The organism is Oleiagrimonas citrea, assembly GCF_012395255.1.
Lineage (GTDB): Bacteria > Pseudomonadota > Gammaproteobacteria > Xanthomonadales > Rhodanobacteraceae > Oleiagrimonas > Oleiagrimonas citrea.
On the sequence record NZ_JAAZQD010000003.1, the window covers coordinates 387,436 to 403,908 of the forward strand.

Annotated in this window: 17 protein-coding genes; 5 read left to right on the plus strand and 12 right to left on the minus strand. The window is 66.1% G+C overall.

Annotated elements, in window-relative coordinates:
• Position 1: 1 nt before the first annotated feature.
• The 4 genes from HF690_RS08870 to HF690_RS08885 all read right to left on the minus strand — a co-directional run bounded on the left by HF690_RS08870 (position 2) and on the right by HF690_RS08885 (position 3,186).
• Entirely contained in the window at positions 2–754 is a 753-nt protein-coding gene (locus HF690_RS08870; RefSeq protein ID WP_113064706.1) for a heme ABC transporter permease, read from the minus strand.
• Positions 755–802: 48 nt separating this feature from the next.
• Entirely contained in the window at positions 803–1,489 is a 687-nt protein-coding gene (ccmB, locus tag HF690_RS08875; RefSeq protein WP_168609190.1) for a heme exporter protein CcmB, read from the minus strand.
• On the minus strand, positions 1,486–2,121 hold the full coding sequence (gene ccmA / locus HF690_RS08880; RefSeq protein ID WP_113065081.1) for a cytochrome c biogenesis heme-transporting ATPase CcmA: 636 nt from the start codon (positions 2,119–2,121) through the stop codon (positions 1,486–1,488). Before ccmA ends, ccmB begins: the two co-directional genes overlap by 4 nt.
• Before the next feature lie 144 nt (positions 2,122–2,265).
• Positions 2,266–3,186, minus strand: a complete 921-nt coding sequence (locus HF690_RS08885; RefSeq protein ID WP_168609191.1) for a LysR family transcriptional regulator — start codon at positions 3,184–3,186, stop codon at positions 2,266–2,268.
• A 98-nt stretch (positions 3,187–3,284) separates the two neighbouring features.
• Between HF690_RS08885 and HF690_RS08890 the strand changes: the two genes are divergently transcribed.
• Genes HF690_RS08890 through HF690_RS08900 form a run of 3 tightly spaced genes read left to right on the plus strand, consistent with a single transcriptional unit; the run spans position 3,285 to position 5,884 of the window.
• Entirely contained in the window at positions 3,285–3,683 is a 399-nt protein-coding gene (locus HF690_RS08890) for a VOC family protein (RefSeq protein WP_205300819.1), read from the plus strand.
• A gap of 51 nt (positions 3,684–3,734) precedes the next feature.
• The gene (locus HF690_RS08895; protein ID WP_193568437.1) at positions 3,735–4,868 is read left to right on the plus strand and encodes an alkene reductase; all 1,134 of its coding nucleotides are present in this window, start codon (positions 3,735–3,737) and stop codon (positions 4,866–4,868) included.
• A complete protein-coding gene (locus HF690_RS08900; RefSeq protein ID WP_168609192.1) occupies positions 4,865–5,884 on the plus strand; it encodes a zinc-binding alcohol dehydrogenase family protein in 1,020 nt (339 codons plus the stop codon). The genes HF690_RS08895 and HF690_RS08900 overlap by 4 nt, the downstream gene beginning before the upstream one ends.
• Before the next feature lie 140 nt (positions 5,885–6,024).
• On the opposite strand, the gene HF690_RS08905 is transcribed toward HF690_RS08900, so the two are convergent.
• The 4 genes from HF690_RS08905 to gluQRS all read right to left on the minus strand — a co-directional run bounded on the left by HF690_RS08905 (position 6,025) and on the right by gluQRS (position 9,403).
• Positions 6,025–6,402 carry a DUF3293 domain-containing protein gene (locus HF690_RS08905; protein WP_240601765.1) on the minus strand — a complete coding sequence of 126 codons (378 nt, stop codon included), beginning with the start codon at positions 6,400–6,402 and terminating at the stop codon, positions 6,025–6,027.
• Positions 6,403–6,480: 78 nt separating this feature from the next.
• Entirely contained in the window at positions 6,481–7,887 is a 1,407-nt protein-coding gene (locus HF690_RS08910; RefSeq protein ID WP_113064712.1) for an FAD-dependent oxidoreductase, read from the minus strand.
• Between the two features lie 76 nt (positions 7,888–7,963).
• The gene (phaR, locus tag HF690_RS08915) at positions 7,964–8,446 is read right to left on the minus strand and encodes a polyhydroxyalkanoate synthesis repressor PhaR (RefSeq protein ID WP_113064713.1); all 483 of its coding nucleotides are present in this window, start codon (positions 8,444–8,446) and stop codon (positions 7,964–7,966) included.
• An 84-nt stretch (positions 8,447–8,530) separates the two neighbouring features.
• The gene (gluQRS, locus tag HF690_RS08920; RefSeq protein ID WP_168609193.1) at positions 8,531–9,403 is read right to left on the minus strand and encodes a tRNA glutamyl-Q(34) synthetase GluQRS; all 873 of its coding nucleotides are present in this window, start codon (positions 9,401–9,403) and stop codon (positions 8,531–8,533) included.
• A gap of 122 nt (positions 9,404–9,525) precedes the next feature.
• Between gluQRS and htpG the strand changes: the two genes are divergently transcribed.
• Both htpG and HF690_RS08930 read left to right on the plus strand, forming a co-directional pair.
• Entirely contained in the window at positions 9,526–11,397 is a 1,872-nt protein-coding gene (gene htpG / locus HF690_RS08925; protein ID WP_113064715.1) for a molecular chaperone HtpG, read from the plus strand.
• Between the two features lie 125 nt (positions 11,398–11,522).
• Complete coding sequence (locus HF690_RS08930) at positions 11,523–12,128, plus strand: ATP-dependent Clp protease proteolytic subunit (RefSeq protein WP_113064716.1); 606 nt, start codon at positions 11,523–11,525, stop codon at positions 12,126–12,128.
• A gap of 101 nt (positions 12,129–12,229) precedes the next feature.
• Here HF690_RS08930 and HF690_RS08935 read toward each other — a convergent pair whose 3' ends face one another.
• From HF690_RS08935 to parE, 4 genes are all read right to left on the minus strand, one after another.
• A complete protein-coding gene (locus HF690_RS08935) occupies positions 12,230–12,754 on the minus strand; it encodes a 3-hydroxyanthranilate 3,4-dioxygenase (protein WP_113065083.1) in 525 nt (174 codons plus the stop codon).
• Between the two features lie 207 nt (positions 12,755–12,961).
• Positions 12,962–13,735 (minus strand): anti-sigma factor, encoded by a 774-nt coding sequence (locus tag HF690_RS08940; RefSeq protein ID WP_168609194.1) that lies wholly within the window; start codon positions 13,733–13,735, stop codon positions 12,962–12,964.
• Positions 13,732–14,295: a sigma-70 family RNA polymerase sigma factor gene (locus HF690_RS08945; RefSeq protein ID WP_113064718.1), complete on the minus strand. Its 564-nt coding sequence runs from the start codon at positions 14,293–14,295 to the stop codon at positions 13,732–13,734. The genes HF690_RS08940 and HF690_RS08945 overlap by 4 nt, the downstream gene beginning before the upstream one ends.
• A 116-nt stretch (positions 14,296–14,411) precedes the next feature.
• Positions 14,412–16,301, minus strand: coding sequence for a DNA topoisomerase IV subunit B (parE, locus tag HF690_RS08950; protein WP_113065084.1), 1,890 nt, complete (start codon positions 16,299–16,301; stop codon positions 14,412–14,414).
• Positions 16,302–16,473 lie beyond the last annotated feature (172 nt).

Below are 16,473 nucleotides of genomic sequence, written 5' to 3' on the forward strand. Positions count from 1 at the left end.
GTCAGCGGCCCTCCCGCTCGGCCAGGGCGCGCACCCACTGCTTGCCGCTTTCCAGCGACAGCAGATCGGTGCGCACGCGACCGCACAGGCTGGCAGCCCAGTAGAACTTGCTCGCTAGCATCATCACCAGCAGCGGCCACAGCATGTCGGCTTCCATCTTGGACGGGCCGAATAGGCGTACCGTGGTGCCCTGGTGCAGGGTGTGCCACCACTGCACGGAGTAGTGCACGATCGGCAGATTGATGACGCCGACCAGCACCAGGAAAGCGGCCGCGCGCGCGCCCTGACGGCGATCCTCGAAGGCGTGGTACAGCCCGATCACGCCCAGGTACAGGAACAGCAGCACCAGCTCGGAGGTCAGGCGCGCGTCCCAGGTCCACCAGGTGCCCCAGGTCGGGTAGCCCCAGATCGAGCCGGTGACCAGAGTGATGAAGGTGAACGCCGCGCCGATCGGCGCCGACTGCATGGCCACCGATTCGGCCAGTTTCAGTCGCCAGACCACGGCAATGAAGCCGGCCACGGCCATCACGCCGTAGATGAACAGGCTCATCTCCGCGCTGGGCACGTGGATGTAGATGATCCGGAAGGCGTCGCCCTGCTGGTAGTCGGCCGGTGCGGTGACCAGACCGCCATACAGGCCCACGGCGGTCAGGATCAAGGCCAGCGCGATGCACCACGGCCGCAGCACGGACGCGAACCGGTAGAAGGTCGGCGGCGAACTGAGCTGATGCATCCACAGCGGAATCCATTTCATGTCAGCGCACCTTCGCGACGTCGTCCATGGTGGAAGGAGGGGGTGAAATCATGCATCGATGGCGATTCTCAGGGCGGCGGCGCAGGCCAGCGGCGCCAGGATCAGCATCAGTGCCAGCGCGGCGCCCAACCAGGCGATCGGCGCAATCCACGGGAGTCCCTCTTGGGCCGCGGACACGGCGCCGGCAGCGAAGATGACCACCGGCACGCAGAGCGGCAGCAGCATCAGCGCCAGCAGCATACCAGAGCGTCGGGTACCCGCCGTCAGCGCCACCAGCACCGAGCCGAGCAGGCTCAGCAGTGGCGTCGCCACCAGCAGGGCGAGGACCAGCACCGCGTTGGCGTGCGCGGGCAGATGCAACATCGAGGCCAGGATCGGCGCGATCACGATCAGCGGCAGCGCCGTCGACACCCAGTGCGCGAGGATCTTCATGCCCAGCAGCAGCGCCAGTGGCTGCGGCGCCAGCATCAGCTGCTCCAGCGAGCCGTCCTCCAGGTCCGGCCGGAACAGGGCGTCGAAGGCCAGCAGCATCGCCAGCAGCACCGTGACCAGCACCACGCCGCCGGCCACGCGTGCCAGCAGGTCGTCGTTCGGACCGAGCGCGAAGGGGAACAGTGTGGTGACGATCAGCGCGTAGAGCACCGGCAGGGCGATGTCGCCTCGACGGCGCCAGGCCAGCAGCAGGTCGCGGCGCAACACAGCGACGCAGGCGGCACGCAACGAACCGGGCATCATGCGCTCAGCCTCAATCGGCGCGGTTCGCCGTGCAGGAACGTGACCGCGCCGTGGCTGGTGACCATGGCCGCGCCGCCTTCGGCGACATGGCGCTCGATCAGGCGGTTGACCAGGGCGATGCCTTCGCGGTCGAGGTTGGCGAACGGCTCGTCCAGCAGCCAGATGTCGGCGGGCACGAGCAGCAGTCGCGCCAGCGCCGAACGTTTCTTCTGTCCGGCCGAAAGCTGGCGCACGGGTTCGTGTTCGTAGCCCTGCAGGCCGACGGTGTGTAGCGCCTGCTGCGGCGTGATCGCTTCGCGGCAGCCGTAGAGGCCGATGGCGATGCGCAGGTTTTCCAGCGGCGAGAGATCGGCCTTCAGCCCGAGGTGGTGGGCGAGAAACAGCAGGCGACCGCGCGCCAGGTCGCGATCCAGCGGCGCGCCATCCAGGTACAGCGTGCCCTCGTCGGCGTGCAGCAGGCCGACGACGACGCGCATCAGCGTGGTCTTGCCGCTGCCGTTGTCGCCCTCGACCAGCACCACTTCGCCCGCGCGAAGCGCGAAGTCGAGCGGGCCGAACACCGGCTCGTCCTGACGCAGAAACGTCAGATCCCGTGCCGCGAGCAGGGCGGATGGCGAGTTCTCTGCTGTCATGGCGATCCCGCAGTCAATCGCGCGATTGTCCCAGCGGGCGCGGTGCCTGTCCATGCGACGGCTGGCCGCGTTGTCGAAAAGCTTTTCCGAAGCGCTGCACAGACTGCTGGCGGATGGCCCGTTCCGATGTTCTGGTCCCGGACATCATGGGAGGGTCCGCTCGGGTGGTCCGATGGCGGCGCAGCGTTCCTCCAGGAAGGCACGCAGCCGATGCACCGCCGGGCTGAGCAGTCGGCGGTCCGGACTCACCAGGTGCAGTGGGGCAAGGTCTCCACGCCAGGTCGGGCACAGGACCACCAGCCGTTTCGCAGCCACGTCGGCGGACACATCCAGCCAGGACTTGTACGCGATGCCGAGACCGTCCAGCGCCCAGCCGCGCACCACGTTGCCGTCGTCACTGACTCGATCGCCGTGGATGCCGACGTTGCAGACGCGACCGTCCGGCGCGGTGAAGCGCCAGTGCGTCCGCAATTCGTCGCTGAGCAGGAAGCGCAGACAGTTGTGCTCGCTCAGTTCCGCAGGCGACTTCGGCGTGCCGGTCCGAGCCAGGTAGTCGGGCGATGCGCACAGCACACGCCGGTTGTCCGGCGCCAGCGGCAGCGCGATCAGGGACGAGTCGGGGGGCTCGCCGTAGCGCAGCGCGACATCCACGGGCTGGCGGTACACGTCCGCGAGGCGGTCCGACAGCTGCAGTCGCAACTGCAGCCGCGGATGCTGCTGAAGAAAGGTATCCAGCCATGGACGCAGGCGCTGGCGGCCGAAATCCGAAGGCGCGGAAATGCGCAGTTCGCCGCGCAGCTCGGCACGGTCGCCGCGCAGTGCTTCGCGCCCCTCGTCGAGACTGCGCAGCGCCTCGCGCGCATGCTGCAGAAAGCGCTCGCCTTCGAGCGTCAGTCGCAGGCTGCGTGTGGAACGCACGAACAGCTGCGCTTCGAGTTCGGCTTCCAGTCGCTTCAGCGCCGCGCTGGCAACGGCCGGACTGGTGTCCAGCGCGCGGGCAGCGGCGGAGAGGCTGCCCAGCTCGGCGGTGCTGAGGAAGAGGCGGAGGTCGGCGAGCGCTTTCATATTCAAAAAAATATTGAAACTGAAACTCTGTATGCGCTGTTTTTCATGCCTGTGCAAGTTTTCATACTGAGCGCCCCTGCTCGCCGACACCGTTTCCCATGTTTGCCGAAATGCCTTCCACGCCCCCTTGGCGCTTCGATCACGTCCAGCTTTTCGCCGGCGCCGAAAGTCCGCTCGATCGCTTGTTCATCGAAGTGATGAGCTTGCGGGAAGGCGCCCGCCCGCCGTTCCCGTTTTCGGGGCAGTGGCTGTACGCGGGCAATCAGGCCGTGATGCACGTGATCGCGGACCGGCATGCGGGCAAGGCCGTGCGTTTCGGACACATCGCGTTCCGCACCGAGCTTGCCGCCGAGGCCGTGGTCGAACGACTGAACCGAGCCGGGTTTGTCCACGACGTTTCGATCGTGCCCGCATCCGGCGATGCGCAGTTGTTCGTGTCGCTGCCGGGAGGCTTGGTCGTCGAGCTGGATGCACCGGTCCGGTCCAGATCAGCCTGAGTTTTCGTTCGCTTCCACTTCCTTATCCATTCCCGATGACGAGGAATCATCATGTCCGATTCGCCCCTGTTTGAACCCTTTTCGCTCGGAAGCGTGTCGATGCCGAACCGCATCGTCATGGCGCCGATGACGCGCGCGCGCAGTACGCAACCCGGCGATGTGCCCAACGCACTGAACGCGACGTACTACGCGCAGCGCGCCAGCGCGGGACTGATCGTCAGCGAGGCCACGCAGATCTCGCCGCAAGGCAAGGGCTATTCGTTCACGCCGGGCATTCACAGCCCGGCTCAGGTGGACGGTTGGCGCGGTGTCACGGATGCCGTGCATGCCGCAGGCGGACGCATGTTTCTGCAGCTGTGGCATGTGGGTCGGATGTCGCATCCTGATTTCCACGACGGCGCGCTGCCGGTCGCACCGTCGGCGGTGCCGTTCGAAGGGAGCATCTGGAAGGTCGATCCGGCGACCGGCGAAGGCGGCATGGTGGCGTGCCCCGTTCCGCGCGCGCTGACTCGCGAGGAGATCGCATCCATCGTAAACGACTTTGCCGCCGGCGCGCGCCGCGCTATCGAGGCGGGCTTCGACGGGGTGGAGATCCACGGCGCCAACGGTTACCTGATCGACCAGTTCCTGCGCACGTCCTCGAATCGACGGGAGGATGAGTATGGCGGTTCGCGAAGCGGTCGTCTGCGTTTCCTGCGCGAGGTCGTCGACGCGGTGGTCGATGCGGTCGACGCATCGCGCGTCGGCATCCGCCTTGCCCCGTTCCTGACGGCGCGCGGCATGGCCTGTCCGGACATCCTGCCGACGCTGCTGGAGGCGGCCGATCATCTGCAGGCGCGCGGACTGGCTTATCTGCATCTGGTCGAGGCCGACTGGGACGACGCGCCGCAGTTCACGGAGGCGTTCCGGAAGGCGATCCGCGCCCGTTTCGGCGGCGCGATCATCGTTGCTGGAAAGTACGACCGCGCCCGCGCCGAAGCGATTCTTCGCAGCGGGTATGCCGACCTGGTGGCGTTCGGGCGTCCGTTCGTCGCCAATCCCGACCTCCCGCGGCGCCTGGCCGAAGGACTTCCTTTGGCGGATTTCGATCCGGGCTCGCTGTTTGGCGGCGATGCCCGTGGATACACCGATTACCCATTCCTGCAAAGGGCCGGCACAGAGCAGGCCGAGGAGATTTCAGCATGAAAGCCATTGGTTACCGTCAACCGCTTCCGATCGATCACGCGGACGCCCTGATCGATCTGGAGCTTCCCGCGCCCGAGCCGGGGGCTCGCGACCTGTTGGTCGAGGTGCATGCCGTGTCGGTCAATCCGGTCGACGTCAAAGTACGCGCCAAGAGCGCGCCCGGCGAAGGGCAGGACGCCAGGGTCCTGGGCTGGGATGTGGCCGGCGTGGTGCGCGAGACCGGGGCCGACGTGTCCCTGTTCAAGCAGGGTGACAAGGTCTGGTACGCGGGTTCGATCGCGCGTCCCGGTGGCAACAGCGAGCTGCATGCCGTCGATGAACGCATCGTCGGCCGGATGCCGAAAACGCTGGGTTTTGCCGAGGCGGCCGCGCTTCCGCTGACGGCGATCACCGCCTGGGAGCTGCTGTTCGATCGCCTTGGCGTGGCGCGCGACGGCGGCGAAGGACAGTCGTTGCTGATCGTGGGCGCGGCCGGCGGTGTCGGTTCGATCCTGGTGCAGCTGGCGCGCACGCTGACGCGGCTGCGCGTGATCGGTACGGCCTCGCGCGCACAGACGCGCCAGTGGGTGGCCGAACTGGGCGCCCATGACGTGATCGATCATGGACGTCCGCTGTCCGAGGAGCTGGCACGCATCGGTGTCGCGAGCGTCGGTCGGATCGCGAGTCTCACGCACACCGATGCGCACTATCCGGAGCTGGTGAAGGCGCTGGCGCCGCAGGGCCAGCTCGCGTTGATCGACGACCCGGAACATCTCGATGCCATGCCGCTCAAGACCAAGTCGGCATCGTTGCATTGGGAAATGATGTTCGCCCGGTCGCTTTTCGAAACGCCGGACATGATCGAACAGCACCATCTGCTGAACGCGGTATCCGAACTGATCGAAAGCGGTCAGCTGCGCACCACGCTCGGCGAACACTTCGGCGAGATCAACGCCCGGAATCTGCGCCGTGCGCACGCATTGATTGAGCGCGGCAGGGCAGTGGGCAAGATCGTGCTGGAAGGGTTCGGCGGTTAGGTCGGAGCGGTCGAATGCGCCGTTCGCGGTGCATCGCAGGATGATTGCCCGCGAGTGCCATGCATGTCAGGGCCGATCATCGATCGCGGGAAGGCATGATGTGAGACGAACGCGACGCGAGAGCGTGTCGTGTTCTTCTCTCAGGGCCGCTCGTCGACGGTGTGCTGAACCCATTGCGCCCAATGCAGTTCAGCACACGCCGCGCCGCGACCGCGCACGATGGCGAGTTGATTGAAACGCTGCATCAGGGAGTCGAGAAGGGCGAAGTCTGCACCGATCACGAACAAACTCGGTTCGCGCCAGCTGCCGAGTGCGCCACAGGCGGCGCGGAGTGTGGCGTCGGGCGCCTCTTTGCGCAGCGCATCGCGCAACTGGCGCATGGCCCGGCGATTACTCTCGCGCGGCCGAGTCCGGCCGTGCGGGTTGCACGCTGTCACGAAGCCCCATGCCGTGTCTGGCTCTGGCAGCATGTTCAACAGCGCCTGTGGCAGGGGGTTGTCGACTCGGATCACGGCCACGCCACCCTCCCCGAGACGCACGCGATAACTCGTACGCCGGAAGATTTCATTCAAGGGGTGGGAGGACGGCATGGTCTCTCAGCCACGCAGCGCCGGAAGCGGCGGCAGGGTGGCGCGCAGGGTACGCTCGGCGGCATCGAGATCGAGGCCGTCGAGAGACGTGCGCGCGCCCAGCAATTGATCCAGCAGCGCGCGCTGGGCGCGGCCGCGCTCGAACGCGTAGGCGTAAGGCAGGTGGGTGAACGTGACCATGCGGTAGCGCGGCATGAAGTGCGTCGGCGCGCGCGCGGCGAGCTGCTGGCCCAGCGCGCGTTGCAGCAGGTAGTGCGGGTCGGCGACCGAGTCGCGCATCTCGATGTAGTTTTCCAGCGCCATCGCGGCGATGGCGTCGGTGTCGGGCTTGCGCTGAGCCTGGAAAGCGGCGAACACCGCTTCGACATCGGCATCTTCCGCATCGGCGAGCATCGGCGCCAATGCGGCCGCATCCTCGAATCCGGCGTTCATGCCCTGACCGTGGAACGGCACGATGGCGTGCGAGGCGTCGCCGATCAGCAGCGCCTTGCCGCCCAGATGCCAGCGGTCCAGATACAGTGTGCCCAGCGTGCCGACTGGATTGGCGTCGAAGTCCGCGCGCAGCGCCGGAATCAGCGGCAGTGCGTCGGGGAACTGTTCACGGAACAGGGCTTCGGCTGCGTCGGCGTCGGTCACCGTGGCGAAACTGGGCGCGGCGCCCTCGTTGGGCAGGAACAGCGTGACGGTGAAGCTGCCTTCGTCGTTGGGCAGGGCGATGCACATGTAGCCGCCGCGCGGCCAGATGTGCAGGGCGTGGGGTTCGATCGCGAATCGACCTTCCGCATCGATGGCTTCGGGACGCTGCCCATCGGGGAATTGTGCCGGCGGCGGGATTTCCAGTTCCTTGTAGCCGTGACCGAGCATGTCGGTGCGCTCGCCGAGCGCTTCCACCCGTGACATCGCTGCGCGTACCGCCGAACCGGCGCCGTCCGCGCCGATGGTGATGGGGGCACCGATACGGCGGTGCGTGCCGTCGGTATGCCGCAGCTCGAGTTCGCCGAGCGCGAAGTCCGCGTCGACCAATGCCTGATCGAAATGCAGCTCGGCTCCGGCGCGTTCGGCTGCATCCAGCAGCAGCATGTTCAGTCCGCCACGCGACACCGACCAGATCACCTCGCTGTCATCCACGCCGTAACGTTGCAGGTTGGTGTGTCCATCGTGGTCATGGATCATGCGTCCACGCATCATGACCGCCTGCTTCATGACCGCGACTTCCAGGCCCGCCGCGCGCAGGGCATTGAGGCCGCGTTCGGCCAGTGCGAGGTTGATCGAGCGCCCACCGAGGAACCCCGCCTGGCGCGGGTCGGGACGCTTCTCGATCAAACGTATTTCGCGGCCACTTCGGCTGAGCAGCGTTGCCAGCAGCGCGCCGACCAAACCGGCGCCGACAATGGTGATCGGGGAGCGATGCATGCGCGAATTCCGTGCGGGTCAGTCCGTGACTGTCGGCAAGCGGCGCGCGTTTTGCAATCCCCGTGCGCGTCGCGGTTCAGCGCGAGCGTTGGGAAGTGGGCTTGGCGGCGTCCGGCGCGGCCGCTTCGCGCAGGCCGTCCTGCATCAATCGGCACAGCTCGATGTTGCGATCGATCAGATCCTGAAGCGTCGCGCCGGATGCTTCGTCGAGCGCCGAGTCCAGTTGCGCGCGAAACTGCTGCTGCTGGTCGATGAAGATCTGCAGGCTGCGTTCCAGATACGGTCCCATGAACCCCTGCAGGTCGTCGCCGTAGAAGCCGATGATGCGGGTCAGCAGCGGCGTGGACAGCATCGGCTGTCCGTGTTCCTCGTGTTCGGCGATGATCTGCAGCAGGACGGAGCGGGTCAGGTCCTTGCCGGACTTGGCGTCGCGAACCTCGAACGATTCGCCGTCCAGAACCAACTGGCGCACCTCTTCCAGCGTGATGTAGCTGGAGATTTCGGTGTCGTAGAGACGCCGGTTGGGGTACTTCTTGATGGTGCGCGTGGTCTCGGCCATGCGGCGAAGCTAACAGAACATATTGCGCTGCACCAGTCGCTACGGTTTGCTGCGCGAATGCCATGCAGAAGCTGTTTCTGCGCTTCAGGATGTCCCGGGCCAGGGAGCGCTGTGGCGGTGCGGGATGCGTCGTGGGTCGAAGGCTGCGAGCGCGTTCTGTAACAGCGTTCGGAGGTCGCCACCGGATGGTTCGGGCTGACCGAGAAAAGTCAGCGCGTGGCGCAGGGTCGGGAGCGGGTCGGTGCGGTCGAGCGGCAGGTCGCGCGTGCTCTTGGAGAGTTTTCCGGCGTCCTCGCGCAGAGCCAGCGGCAGATGCAGGTAGCTCGGAGTCGGCAGGTCGAGTTGCTGCTGCAGGAAGATCTGGCGCGGCGTCGAGTCGAGCAGATCGCATCCGCGCACGACCTCGGTGACGCCCTGGTGTGCATCGTCCACCACGCACGCCAGATGATAGGACCAGCAGCCGTCGGCGCGGCGCAGCACGAAGTCACCCACGCTCTCGCGCAGATTCTGTTGCTGGGTGCCTTGCACGAGGTCCTCGAAGGCGAACGCCCGGTCCGGCACGCGAATGCGCCAGGCTGGCGGTCGGTCGTCCTGCGGCGGCGTGATGCAGTGGCCGTCGCGATGCAGGCCATCGACGGCGCTCAGGTCGCTGCGACTGCACCAGCAGGCGAAAACCTCTCCATGCTGCTGCAGGTGCTCGAAAGCCTGCAGATAGGCGGTTTCGCGCTGCGACTGATACAGCACAGGTTCGTCGGCCTGCAGTCCGTAGTCATGCAGGGCAGACAGGATCGATGGTGCCGAGCCGGGCACGACGCGAGGTGCGTCGAGGTCGTCCACGCGCAACAGCCAGCGTCCATCGCTCTGGCGGGCGCGCAGCCAGCTTCCCAGCGCCGCGACCAGCGAGCCGGCATGCAGATCGCCCGTCGGCGAGGGGGCGAAGCGTCCACGGTATGTCATGCGCCGATGATGCCAGTGCGGGACTTGAAAGTGCGCGTCGCCGCCCCGATTGCAGCGTTCATGTCAGCCGGGGAGGGGGTTCCCGGCGCCCACTTTCCACGTTTCACCGGAGCCTGATACGCATGAACGCGAACGCCACCGAGACCCGCAAGTTCGAAGCCGAAGTCGCCCAGGTGCTGCATCTGGTCACGCACTCGCTGTACTCGCACAAGGAGATCTTCCTGCGCGAGCTGATCTCCAACGCCTCCGACGCCTGCGACAAACTGCGTTTCCAAGCGCTGTCCGATGCCGCGCTGAAGGGCATGGACGCCGACCTGCATATCGACGTGCTGTGGGATCCGGAGGCGCGCACCATCAGCGTGCGCGACAACGGCATCGGCATGACGCGCGAGGACGTCATCGCCAACATCGGCACCATCGCCAGTTCCGGCACGCGCAAGTTCCTGGAGAACCTCAGCGGCGATCAGAAGGCCGACGCACGCCTGATCGGCCAGTTCGGCGTCGGTTTCTACGCGGCCTTCGTGGTCGCCGACAAGGTCACCGTGCACACCCGTCACGCCGGCGCGGACGCCGCGGACGGTGTGAAGTGGGAGAGCGACGGCAAGGGCGAGTACCTGCTGGAGAGCGAGGAACGGGCCGAGCACGGCACCACCGTGACGCTGCACCTGAAGGCCGACGAGGACGAGTTCCTCAAGGCCTGGCAGCTGCGCTCGCTGGTGCACAAGTACTCCGACCACGTGGCCTTCACCATCCGCATGCCCAAGGACGAGGACGGCAAGCCGACCGACGAGCTGGAGACGATCAACGCCGCCTCGGCGCTGTGGACGCGGCCGAAGAACGAGATCGAGGACGAGGAATACGTCAACTTCTACAAGAGCATGGGCCACGACTTCAACGACCCGCTGGCCTGGACCCACAACCGCGTCGAGGGCACGCAGAGCTTCACCACGCTGCTGTACGTACCGTCGCAGGTGCCGTTCGATCTGATGATGGGCGGACGCGACGAGCGCAAGGGGCTGAAGCTCTACATCAAGCGTGTGTTCGTGATGGACGCCGCCGAGCAGTTGCTTCCGGCCTACCTGCGCTTCGTGCGTGGCGTGGTCGATTCGGACGATCTGCCGCTCAATGTCAGCCGCGAGATCCTGCAGCAGAACCGCCAGGTCGACCGCATCCGCGGCGCCTGCGTGAAGCGCGTGCTGGATCTGCTGGACAAGCTGGCGCGCGACGAGGGCGAGAAGTTCGCCACCTTCTGGGGCGCGTTCGGCAACACGCTGAAGGAAGGCGTGGTCGAGGACCCGGACAACCGCGAACGCATCGCCGGTCTGCTGCGTTTTGCCTCCACGGCGGGCGAGGGTGCGGCGCAGACGGTATCGCTGGACGACTACATCGGCCGCATGCAGGCCGGGCAGGAGGACATCTGGGTCATCAGCGCCGAGACCCACGCTGCCGCTGCGGGAAGCCCGCAGCTGGAAGCGCTCAAGGCCAAGGGCATCGAGGTACTGCTGCTGTCGGACCGCATCGACGAATGGATGCTGAACTCGCTGACCGAATACAAGGGCAAGCGCATCCGCAACGCCGCCAAGGGCGAACTGCCGCTGGACGAGAGCGACAAGCAGAAGCAGGAAGAAGCCAGCAAGGAGGCCGAACCGCTGCTGGAGCGCATCAAGACGCTGCTGGGCGACCGTGTCGGCGACGTGAAGGTCTCGGCGCGTCTGGTCGATTCGCCGTCGTGCCTGGCGCTGGCCGATCACGAGATGGCGCCGCATCTGGCGCGTCTGCTGCGTGAGGCCGGTCAACCCGTGCCGGACAACAAGCCAGTGCTGGAAGTGAACCCGGCGCACGCGCTGCTGAAGCGCTTGCAGGGCACCGAGGACGATGCGCAGGCGGGCGATCTGGCGCTGCTGTTGCTGGAGCAGGCCGAGGTCGCGGCGGGCGCGCCGCTGGCCGATCCGGCGGCGTTCCTCAAGCGCGTGAACCGACTGATCGCCTCGTAGCACGCCGTTTTTCCCGAGCGCGCGGGGCGACCGCCGTCCGCCCCGCGCAGGAATCGTGCGGGGTCGGGCGGACGCCGCCCGTTGATCGTGCGAGGATGCATTCCATTATCCGCAGAGGTTGCTCCATGCAGAATCAGATCCAGAACAAGTCCGACGCCGAGGCCGACAAGGGCGGCAGCCGCGACGCGCAGGTCGACAAACTGATGTTCCAGTCGCGTTTCGTGATGGTGTTCGGCGAGATCAACCATCGCCAGGCGCAGCGCGTGTGCGAACGCCTGCTGGCCATGTCGGAGGAATCGGACAAGCCGATCCGCATGCTGGTGTCCTCGCCCGGCGGTCACGTCGAATCCGGCGACGTCATCCACGACATGATCCGCTTCGTGCGCGCGCCGGTCATCACCATCGGCAGCGGCTGGGTGGCCAGCGCCGGCACCCATATCTTCCTGGCGGCGGAGAAAGAGAACCGTCTGTGTCTGCCCAACACCCGCTTCATGATCCACCAGCCCAGCGGCGGCGCGGGCGGTCCGGCCTCGGACATCGAGATCCAGGCCAAGGAAATCCTGCGCACGCGTGAGCGTATCGCGCGCGTCATCGCCGAAAGTACCGGCCAGCCTTATGACAAGGTGCTGGTCGACGTCGAGCGCGATTTCTGGATGGATCCGCAGCAGGCGATCGAGTACGGCGTGGTGTCGAAGGTGATCCGGCACCATTCCGATCTCGGCATCGAATAAGCGAATGCTTCATGACGACGGCGCGCGGCGGATGTTCCCGCCGCGCGCCGTTTTTCGTTCCTTCCGCGCGAGAAAGCGCGCTGGATGGACCCGCCTATGGATCAGTCTTCGTAGTTCGCCGGCGCCGGATTCAGATGGCCGCAGGCGTCGCAGGTGCGCGCTTCGCGTGAACCGTAGAAGCGGTCGAAGATCGGCGGGAAGTCGTTCTCGATGCTCTCGAGCATGAAATACTCTTCGTAGAGCTTGTGGTTGCACTGTTCGCAGTACCACAGCAGGCCGTCCTTCTCGTGCGGCAGACGCTTGCGCTCGATGACCAGGCCGATGGAGTCCGCCATGCGCTGCGGTGAATGCGGCACGCGCGGCGGCAGATAGAACATCTCTCCGGCGCGGATCGGCAGGTCGCGCGCTTCGCCGTCGTCCTGCACCTTCAGCACCATCTCGCCCTCGATCTGGTAGAAGAATTCCGGACCCTCGTCGTAGTGGTAGTCGGTGCGCGCGTTCGGGCCGCCGACGATCATGACGATGAAATCGCCGTCGACGATGCACTTGTTGCCGACCGGCGGTTTCAGCAGGTGCCGGTGTTCGTCGATCCATTGCTTGAGGTCGAAGGGCGGGGTCAGGGCCATGGTGTGGACTCCGTTGCGGGTGCCCACGGTAACGTCCAGACGATGTGTTGCAAAGTCTGGACCGTCGAGGACGAATCCCGTGCAGCCGACGTCGATGCAATCGGGCGCGACCTTGTTGCGCGCGGGCCTTGCCTGCTACATGCATGAAGACGAAAACGCCGGCGAAGTAGCCGGCGTTTTCGTGCGGACGGAGCATCGCGAGGTGCCTCAGGCGCCGCCGATGGAGCCCTTGGCGATCACGGGGCCGGTCGGCTGGCCGGTCGGCGAGCCGCCCTTGGGTTCGAGCGAGACTGCGAGCAGGGCCTTGTCGCTCAGCTGCTTCACGAGCGTCAGCGGCAGGTCCATGCTGTTGGTCTTGTCCGGCGTGAACACGCCTACCGAGATCGGCTTGTGTCCTGGCGGAATCAGCCACAGCTGGGTCGAGCGATTGTCAGCAATGGCCTGCGGTGTGGCCGGCACCAGGATCATGCGGTGATGGGTGACATCCATCGTCGCGGTCCAGCCGGCGATGCCGTTGTTCTGCTCGATCTTGGCGACCATGAAGGTGGTCGGCGGAGGCGTCGAGGCGGTCTGCACGGGCGTCGGCGCCGGCGAGGGCGTCGGGCGCGGCAGGGTGACCAGCAGCACGAGGCAGGCGGCGGCGACAGTGCTGGCGCCGATACCGATCCAGTGCCACAGGCGCAGGTTGTTCCACAGGCCGCCGCTGGCGGTCGGTTCCGGCGCGCTGCGGGCCATCACGCTGCCGCCCAGGCCGAGTTCGGCCAGGATGCGCGGCCACACGTAAGCGGCGGGCTGGGTGGCGGCGATTTCCTCGGCCAGGGGCGCGAGCCGCTCCTGCCAGGCTTCGACGGCGGCGGCCAGTTCGGGATCTTCCCGCAGTTGCCGTTCGACCTCGCGTCGCTGTTCGGCGTCGAGCACGCCGAGCACGTATTCCGCGCCGCGAAGCTTCTCGTGTCCGTTGGTGTCGGTGGTCGTGGTCATCGTTCCAGGCAGGTGCGCAGTTTGATCAGGCTACGGCGAATCCAGCTTTTCATGGTGCCGAGGGGGACCGAACACCGGTCCGCCAATTCGTTATACGTAGCGCCGCTGAAAAAAGCTTCACGCACCGCGCTGCGATGTTTGTCTTCGAGTTCGTCCAGGCAGTGATCGAGACGCTGATGGTCCTGGCTGGTCTGCGCGTGCGATGGGGGCGTGGGCGCGTCGTCGGCGAAACCGTCGATCATGCTGTCGTCGCCGACCGCCTCGCGCCGCTTGCGCAGGCGGTCGATGGACTTGTTGCGGCTGAGCGTGATCAGCCAGGTCATCGCGCTGGCCTTGGAGGCGTCGAAGCTGGAGGCGCGTCGCCACACCGTGGTGAAGACCTCCTGCAGCGTGTCCTCGGCTTCGCCGCGGTCGCGCAGCATGCGCAGGCACACGCCGTAGAGCTTGCTCGAACTGTGTTCGTAGAGTTTCGCGAAGGCGCTTTCGTCACCGCGGCCGGACAATGTCAGCCATTGTGCGAGCTGCTCCCTGTCGAGCGCGGCATCGGGACTCTGGACCATGCAGTCATCCTGCTTCGTGCAAGTGATGTGTGGGCGTACGTGCCGCGCGCCGCGGGCACCGGGTCAGCATGGCATCGGCGCTGAAGCGGCGCAACACGCCGCTTCGCATGCGTCGTTCAGACTTCCAGCGAGGCGAGGTCGCCTTTCTGTTCCAGCCAGGCCTTGCGGTCGCTTGAACGCTTGCGCGCCAGCAGCATGTCCATGATCTGCGCGGTGCCTTCGTTGTCGTCCACGGTCAGCTGCACCAGTCGGCGCGTGTCCGGATGGATGGTCGATTCGCGCAACTGCGACGGGTTCATCTCGCCGAGGCCCTTGAAGCGGGTGACCGAGACCTGGCCTTTCATCTTCTCGCGCTCGATGCGTTCGAGCAGGATGCGTTTTTCTTCCTCGTCCAGGCAGTAGAACACCTGCTTGCCCACGTCGACGCGGAACAGCGGCGGCATGGCCACGAACACGTGACCCTCACGGACCAGGGACGGGAAGTGCTTGAGAAACAGCGCCGACAGCAGGGTGGCGATGTGCAGGCCGTCGGAATCGGCGTCGGCGAGAATGATGACCTTGCCGTAGCGCAGACCGTCGAGATCGTCCTTGCCCGGATCGCAGCCGATGGCGATGGCGAGATCGTGGACTTCATTCGAGGCCAGCACGCCAGTGGATTCGACTTCCCAGGTGTTGAGGATCTTGCCGCGCAGCGGAAGGATGGCCTGGTAGTCCTTGTCGCGCGCCTGCTTGGCGCTGCCGCCGGCGGAATCGCCCTCGACCAGGAACAACTCGGTGCGGGTCAGGTCGCTGGATGCGCAATCGGCCAGCTTGCCGGGCAGGGCGGGGCCTTGCACGATCTTCTTGCGCACGACCTTCTTGGCAGCCTTCAGGCGCGCGCTGGCGTGGTCGATGGCCAGCTGCGCGATGCGCTCGCCGTCCTCGACATGCTGGTTCAGCCACAGCGTGAAAGCGTCGTGGATGGCATTCTCAACCAGCGAGGCGGCGGGTCGCGAAGACAGGCGTTCCTTGGTCTGGCCGGCAAACTGCGGGTCGCGCATCTTCACGCTGAGCACGAACGACAAGCGTTCCCAGACGTCTTCCGGCGCCAGTTTCACGCCGCGTGGCAGCAGGTTGCGCAGATCGCAGAACTCGCGCATGGCGTTGGTCAGTCCGGTGCGCAGGCCGTTGACGTGGGTGCCGCCCTGCGCGGTCGGAATCAGATTGACGTAGGACTCCTGCACCAGTTCGCCTTCGGGCACCCAGGCAAATGCGGTGTCGACGGTTTCCTGCTCGCGTTCGGCATGCTGCACGAGCAGTTCCGCGGGCAGGGTCTCGATGCCGCCCATCTCGCTCTTGAGGTAGTCGGCCAGGCCGTCCTCGTAGTGCCATTCGACGGTCTCGCCGCTGGCTTCGTCGGTGAGCTTGACGTTCAGGCCTGCACAGAGCACGGCTTTGGCGCGCAGAAGGTGCTTGAGCTTCGAAAGGGAAATCTTTGAAGAATCGAAGTATTTCGGGTCCGGCCAGAAGCGCAGCGTGGTGCCGGTGTTGCGTTTTCCAACGCTGCCGACGACTTCCAGTTCGGAGGCGCGGTCACCGTCGGCGAAGCCCATCTTGTACTCGTTGCCGTCGCGGCGGATGGTGACGTCCAGGCGCGTGGAGAGCGCGTTCACCACCGACACGCCGACGCCGTGCAGACCGCCGGAGAAGGCGTAGTTCTTGTTCGAGAACTTGCCACCCGCATGCAGCCGCGTGAGGATCAGCTCGATACCGGGCACGCCCTCTTCGGGATGGATGTCCACCGGCATGCCGCGGCCATCGTCGCGCACTTCCACCGAGCCGTCCTTGTAGACGGTCACCTCGACATTCTTGGCATGGCCGGCCAGGGCCTCGTCGACGGAGTTGTCGATGACTTCCTGCGCCAGATGGTTCGGGCGCGTGGTGTCGGTGTACATGCCGGGCCGGCGCTTGACCGGATCCAGGCCCGAGAGAACTTCGATGTCGGCGGCGTTGTAGCGACTGCTCATGTTGCGGTGGTCTTCGATCCGGTCGGTGGGTGGCGGTGCAGCATGGCCAGCGCCGTGCATGCGGTCAAGTGTGCGGCAAGTTCGACCTCCTGTCTGCTTTCTGAATAGGACGCGGCGCGGTTTAGGTGCGATTGAGGCGCGACTTCCCAGGGTGCGGCCCGTGGTTCGACGC

Excerpts from the sequence above, each read along its gene's own strand:
- phaR (WP_113064713.1), bottom strand. The coding sequence starts at position 8,446 with ATGGCCGAGACCACGCGCACCATCAAGAAGTACCCCAACCGGCGTCTC.
- HF690_RS08935 (WP_113065083.1), bottom strand. The coding sequence starts at position 12,754 with ATGGCCCTGACCCCGCCCTTCGACCTCAAGCAATGGATCGACGAACAC.
- HF690_RS08885 (WP_168609191.1), bottom strand. The coding sequence starts at position 3,186 with ATGAAAGCGCTCGCCGACCTCCGCCTCTTCCTCAGCACCGCCGAGCTG.
- HF690_RS08910 (WP_113064712.1), bottom strand. The coding sequence starts at position 7,887 with ATGCATCGCTCCCCGATCACCATTGTCGGCGCCGGTTTGGTCGGCGCG.
- HF690_RS08870 (WP_113064706.1), bottom strand. The coding sequence starts at position 754 with ATGAAATGGATTCCGCTGTGGATGCATCAGCTCAGTTCGCCGCCGACC.
- htpG (WP_113064715.1), top strand. The coding sequence starts at position 9,526 with ATGAACGCGAACGCCACCGAGACCCGCAAGTTCGAAGCCGAAGTCGCC.
- HF690_RS08900 (WP_168609192.1), top strand. The coding sequence starts at position 4,865 with ATGAAAGCCATTGGTTACCGTCAACCGCTTCCGATCGATCACGCGGAC.
- HF690_RS08895 (WP_193568437.1), top strand. The coding sequence starts at position 3,735 with ATGTCCGATTCGCCCCTGTTTGAACCCTTTTCGCTCGGAAGCGTGTCG.
- parE (WP_113065084.1), bottom strand. The coding sequence starts at position 16,301 with ATGAGCAGTCGCTACAACGCCGCCGACATCGAAGTTCTCTCGGGCCTG.
- ccmB (WP_168609190.1), bottom strand. The coding sequence starts at position 1,489 with ATGATGCCCGGTTCGTTGCGTGCCGCCTGCGTCGCTGTGTTGCGCCGC.
- gluQRS (WP_168609193.1), bottom strand. The coding sequence starts at position 9,403 with ATGACATACCGTGGACGCTTCGCCCCCTCGCCGACGGGCGATCTGCAT.
- ccmA (WP_113065081.1), bottom strand. The coding sequence starts at position 2,121 with ATGACAGCAGAGAACTCGCCATCCGCCCTGCTCGCGGCACGGGATCTG.
- HF690_RS08945 (WP_113064718.1), bottom strand. The coding sequence starts at position 14,295 with ATGGTCCAGAGTCCCGATGCCGCGCTCGACAGGGAGCAGCTCGCACAA.
- HF690_RS08930 (WP_113064716.1), top strand. The coding sequence starts at position 11,523 with ATGCAGAATCAGATCCAGAACAAGTCCGACGCCGAGGCCGACAAGGGC.
- HF690_RS08890 (WP_205300819.1), top strand. The coding sequence starts at position 3,285 with ATGTTTGCCGAAATGCCTTCCACGCCCCCTTGGCGCTTCGATCACGTC.
- HF690_RS08940 (WP_168609194.1), bottom strand. The coding sequence starts at position 13,735 with ATGACCACGACCACCGACACCAACGGACACGAGAAGCTTCGCGGCGCG.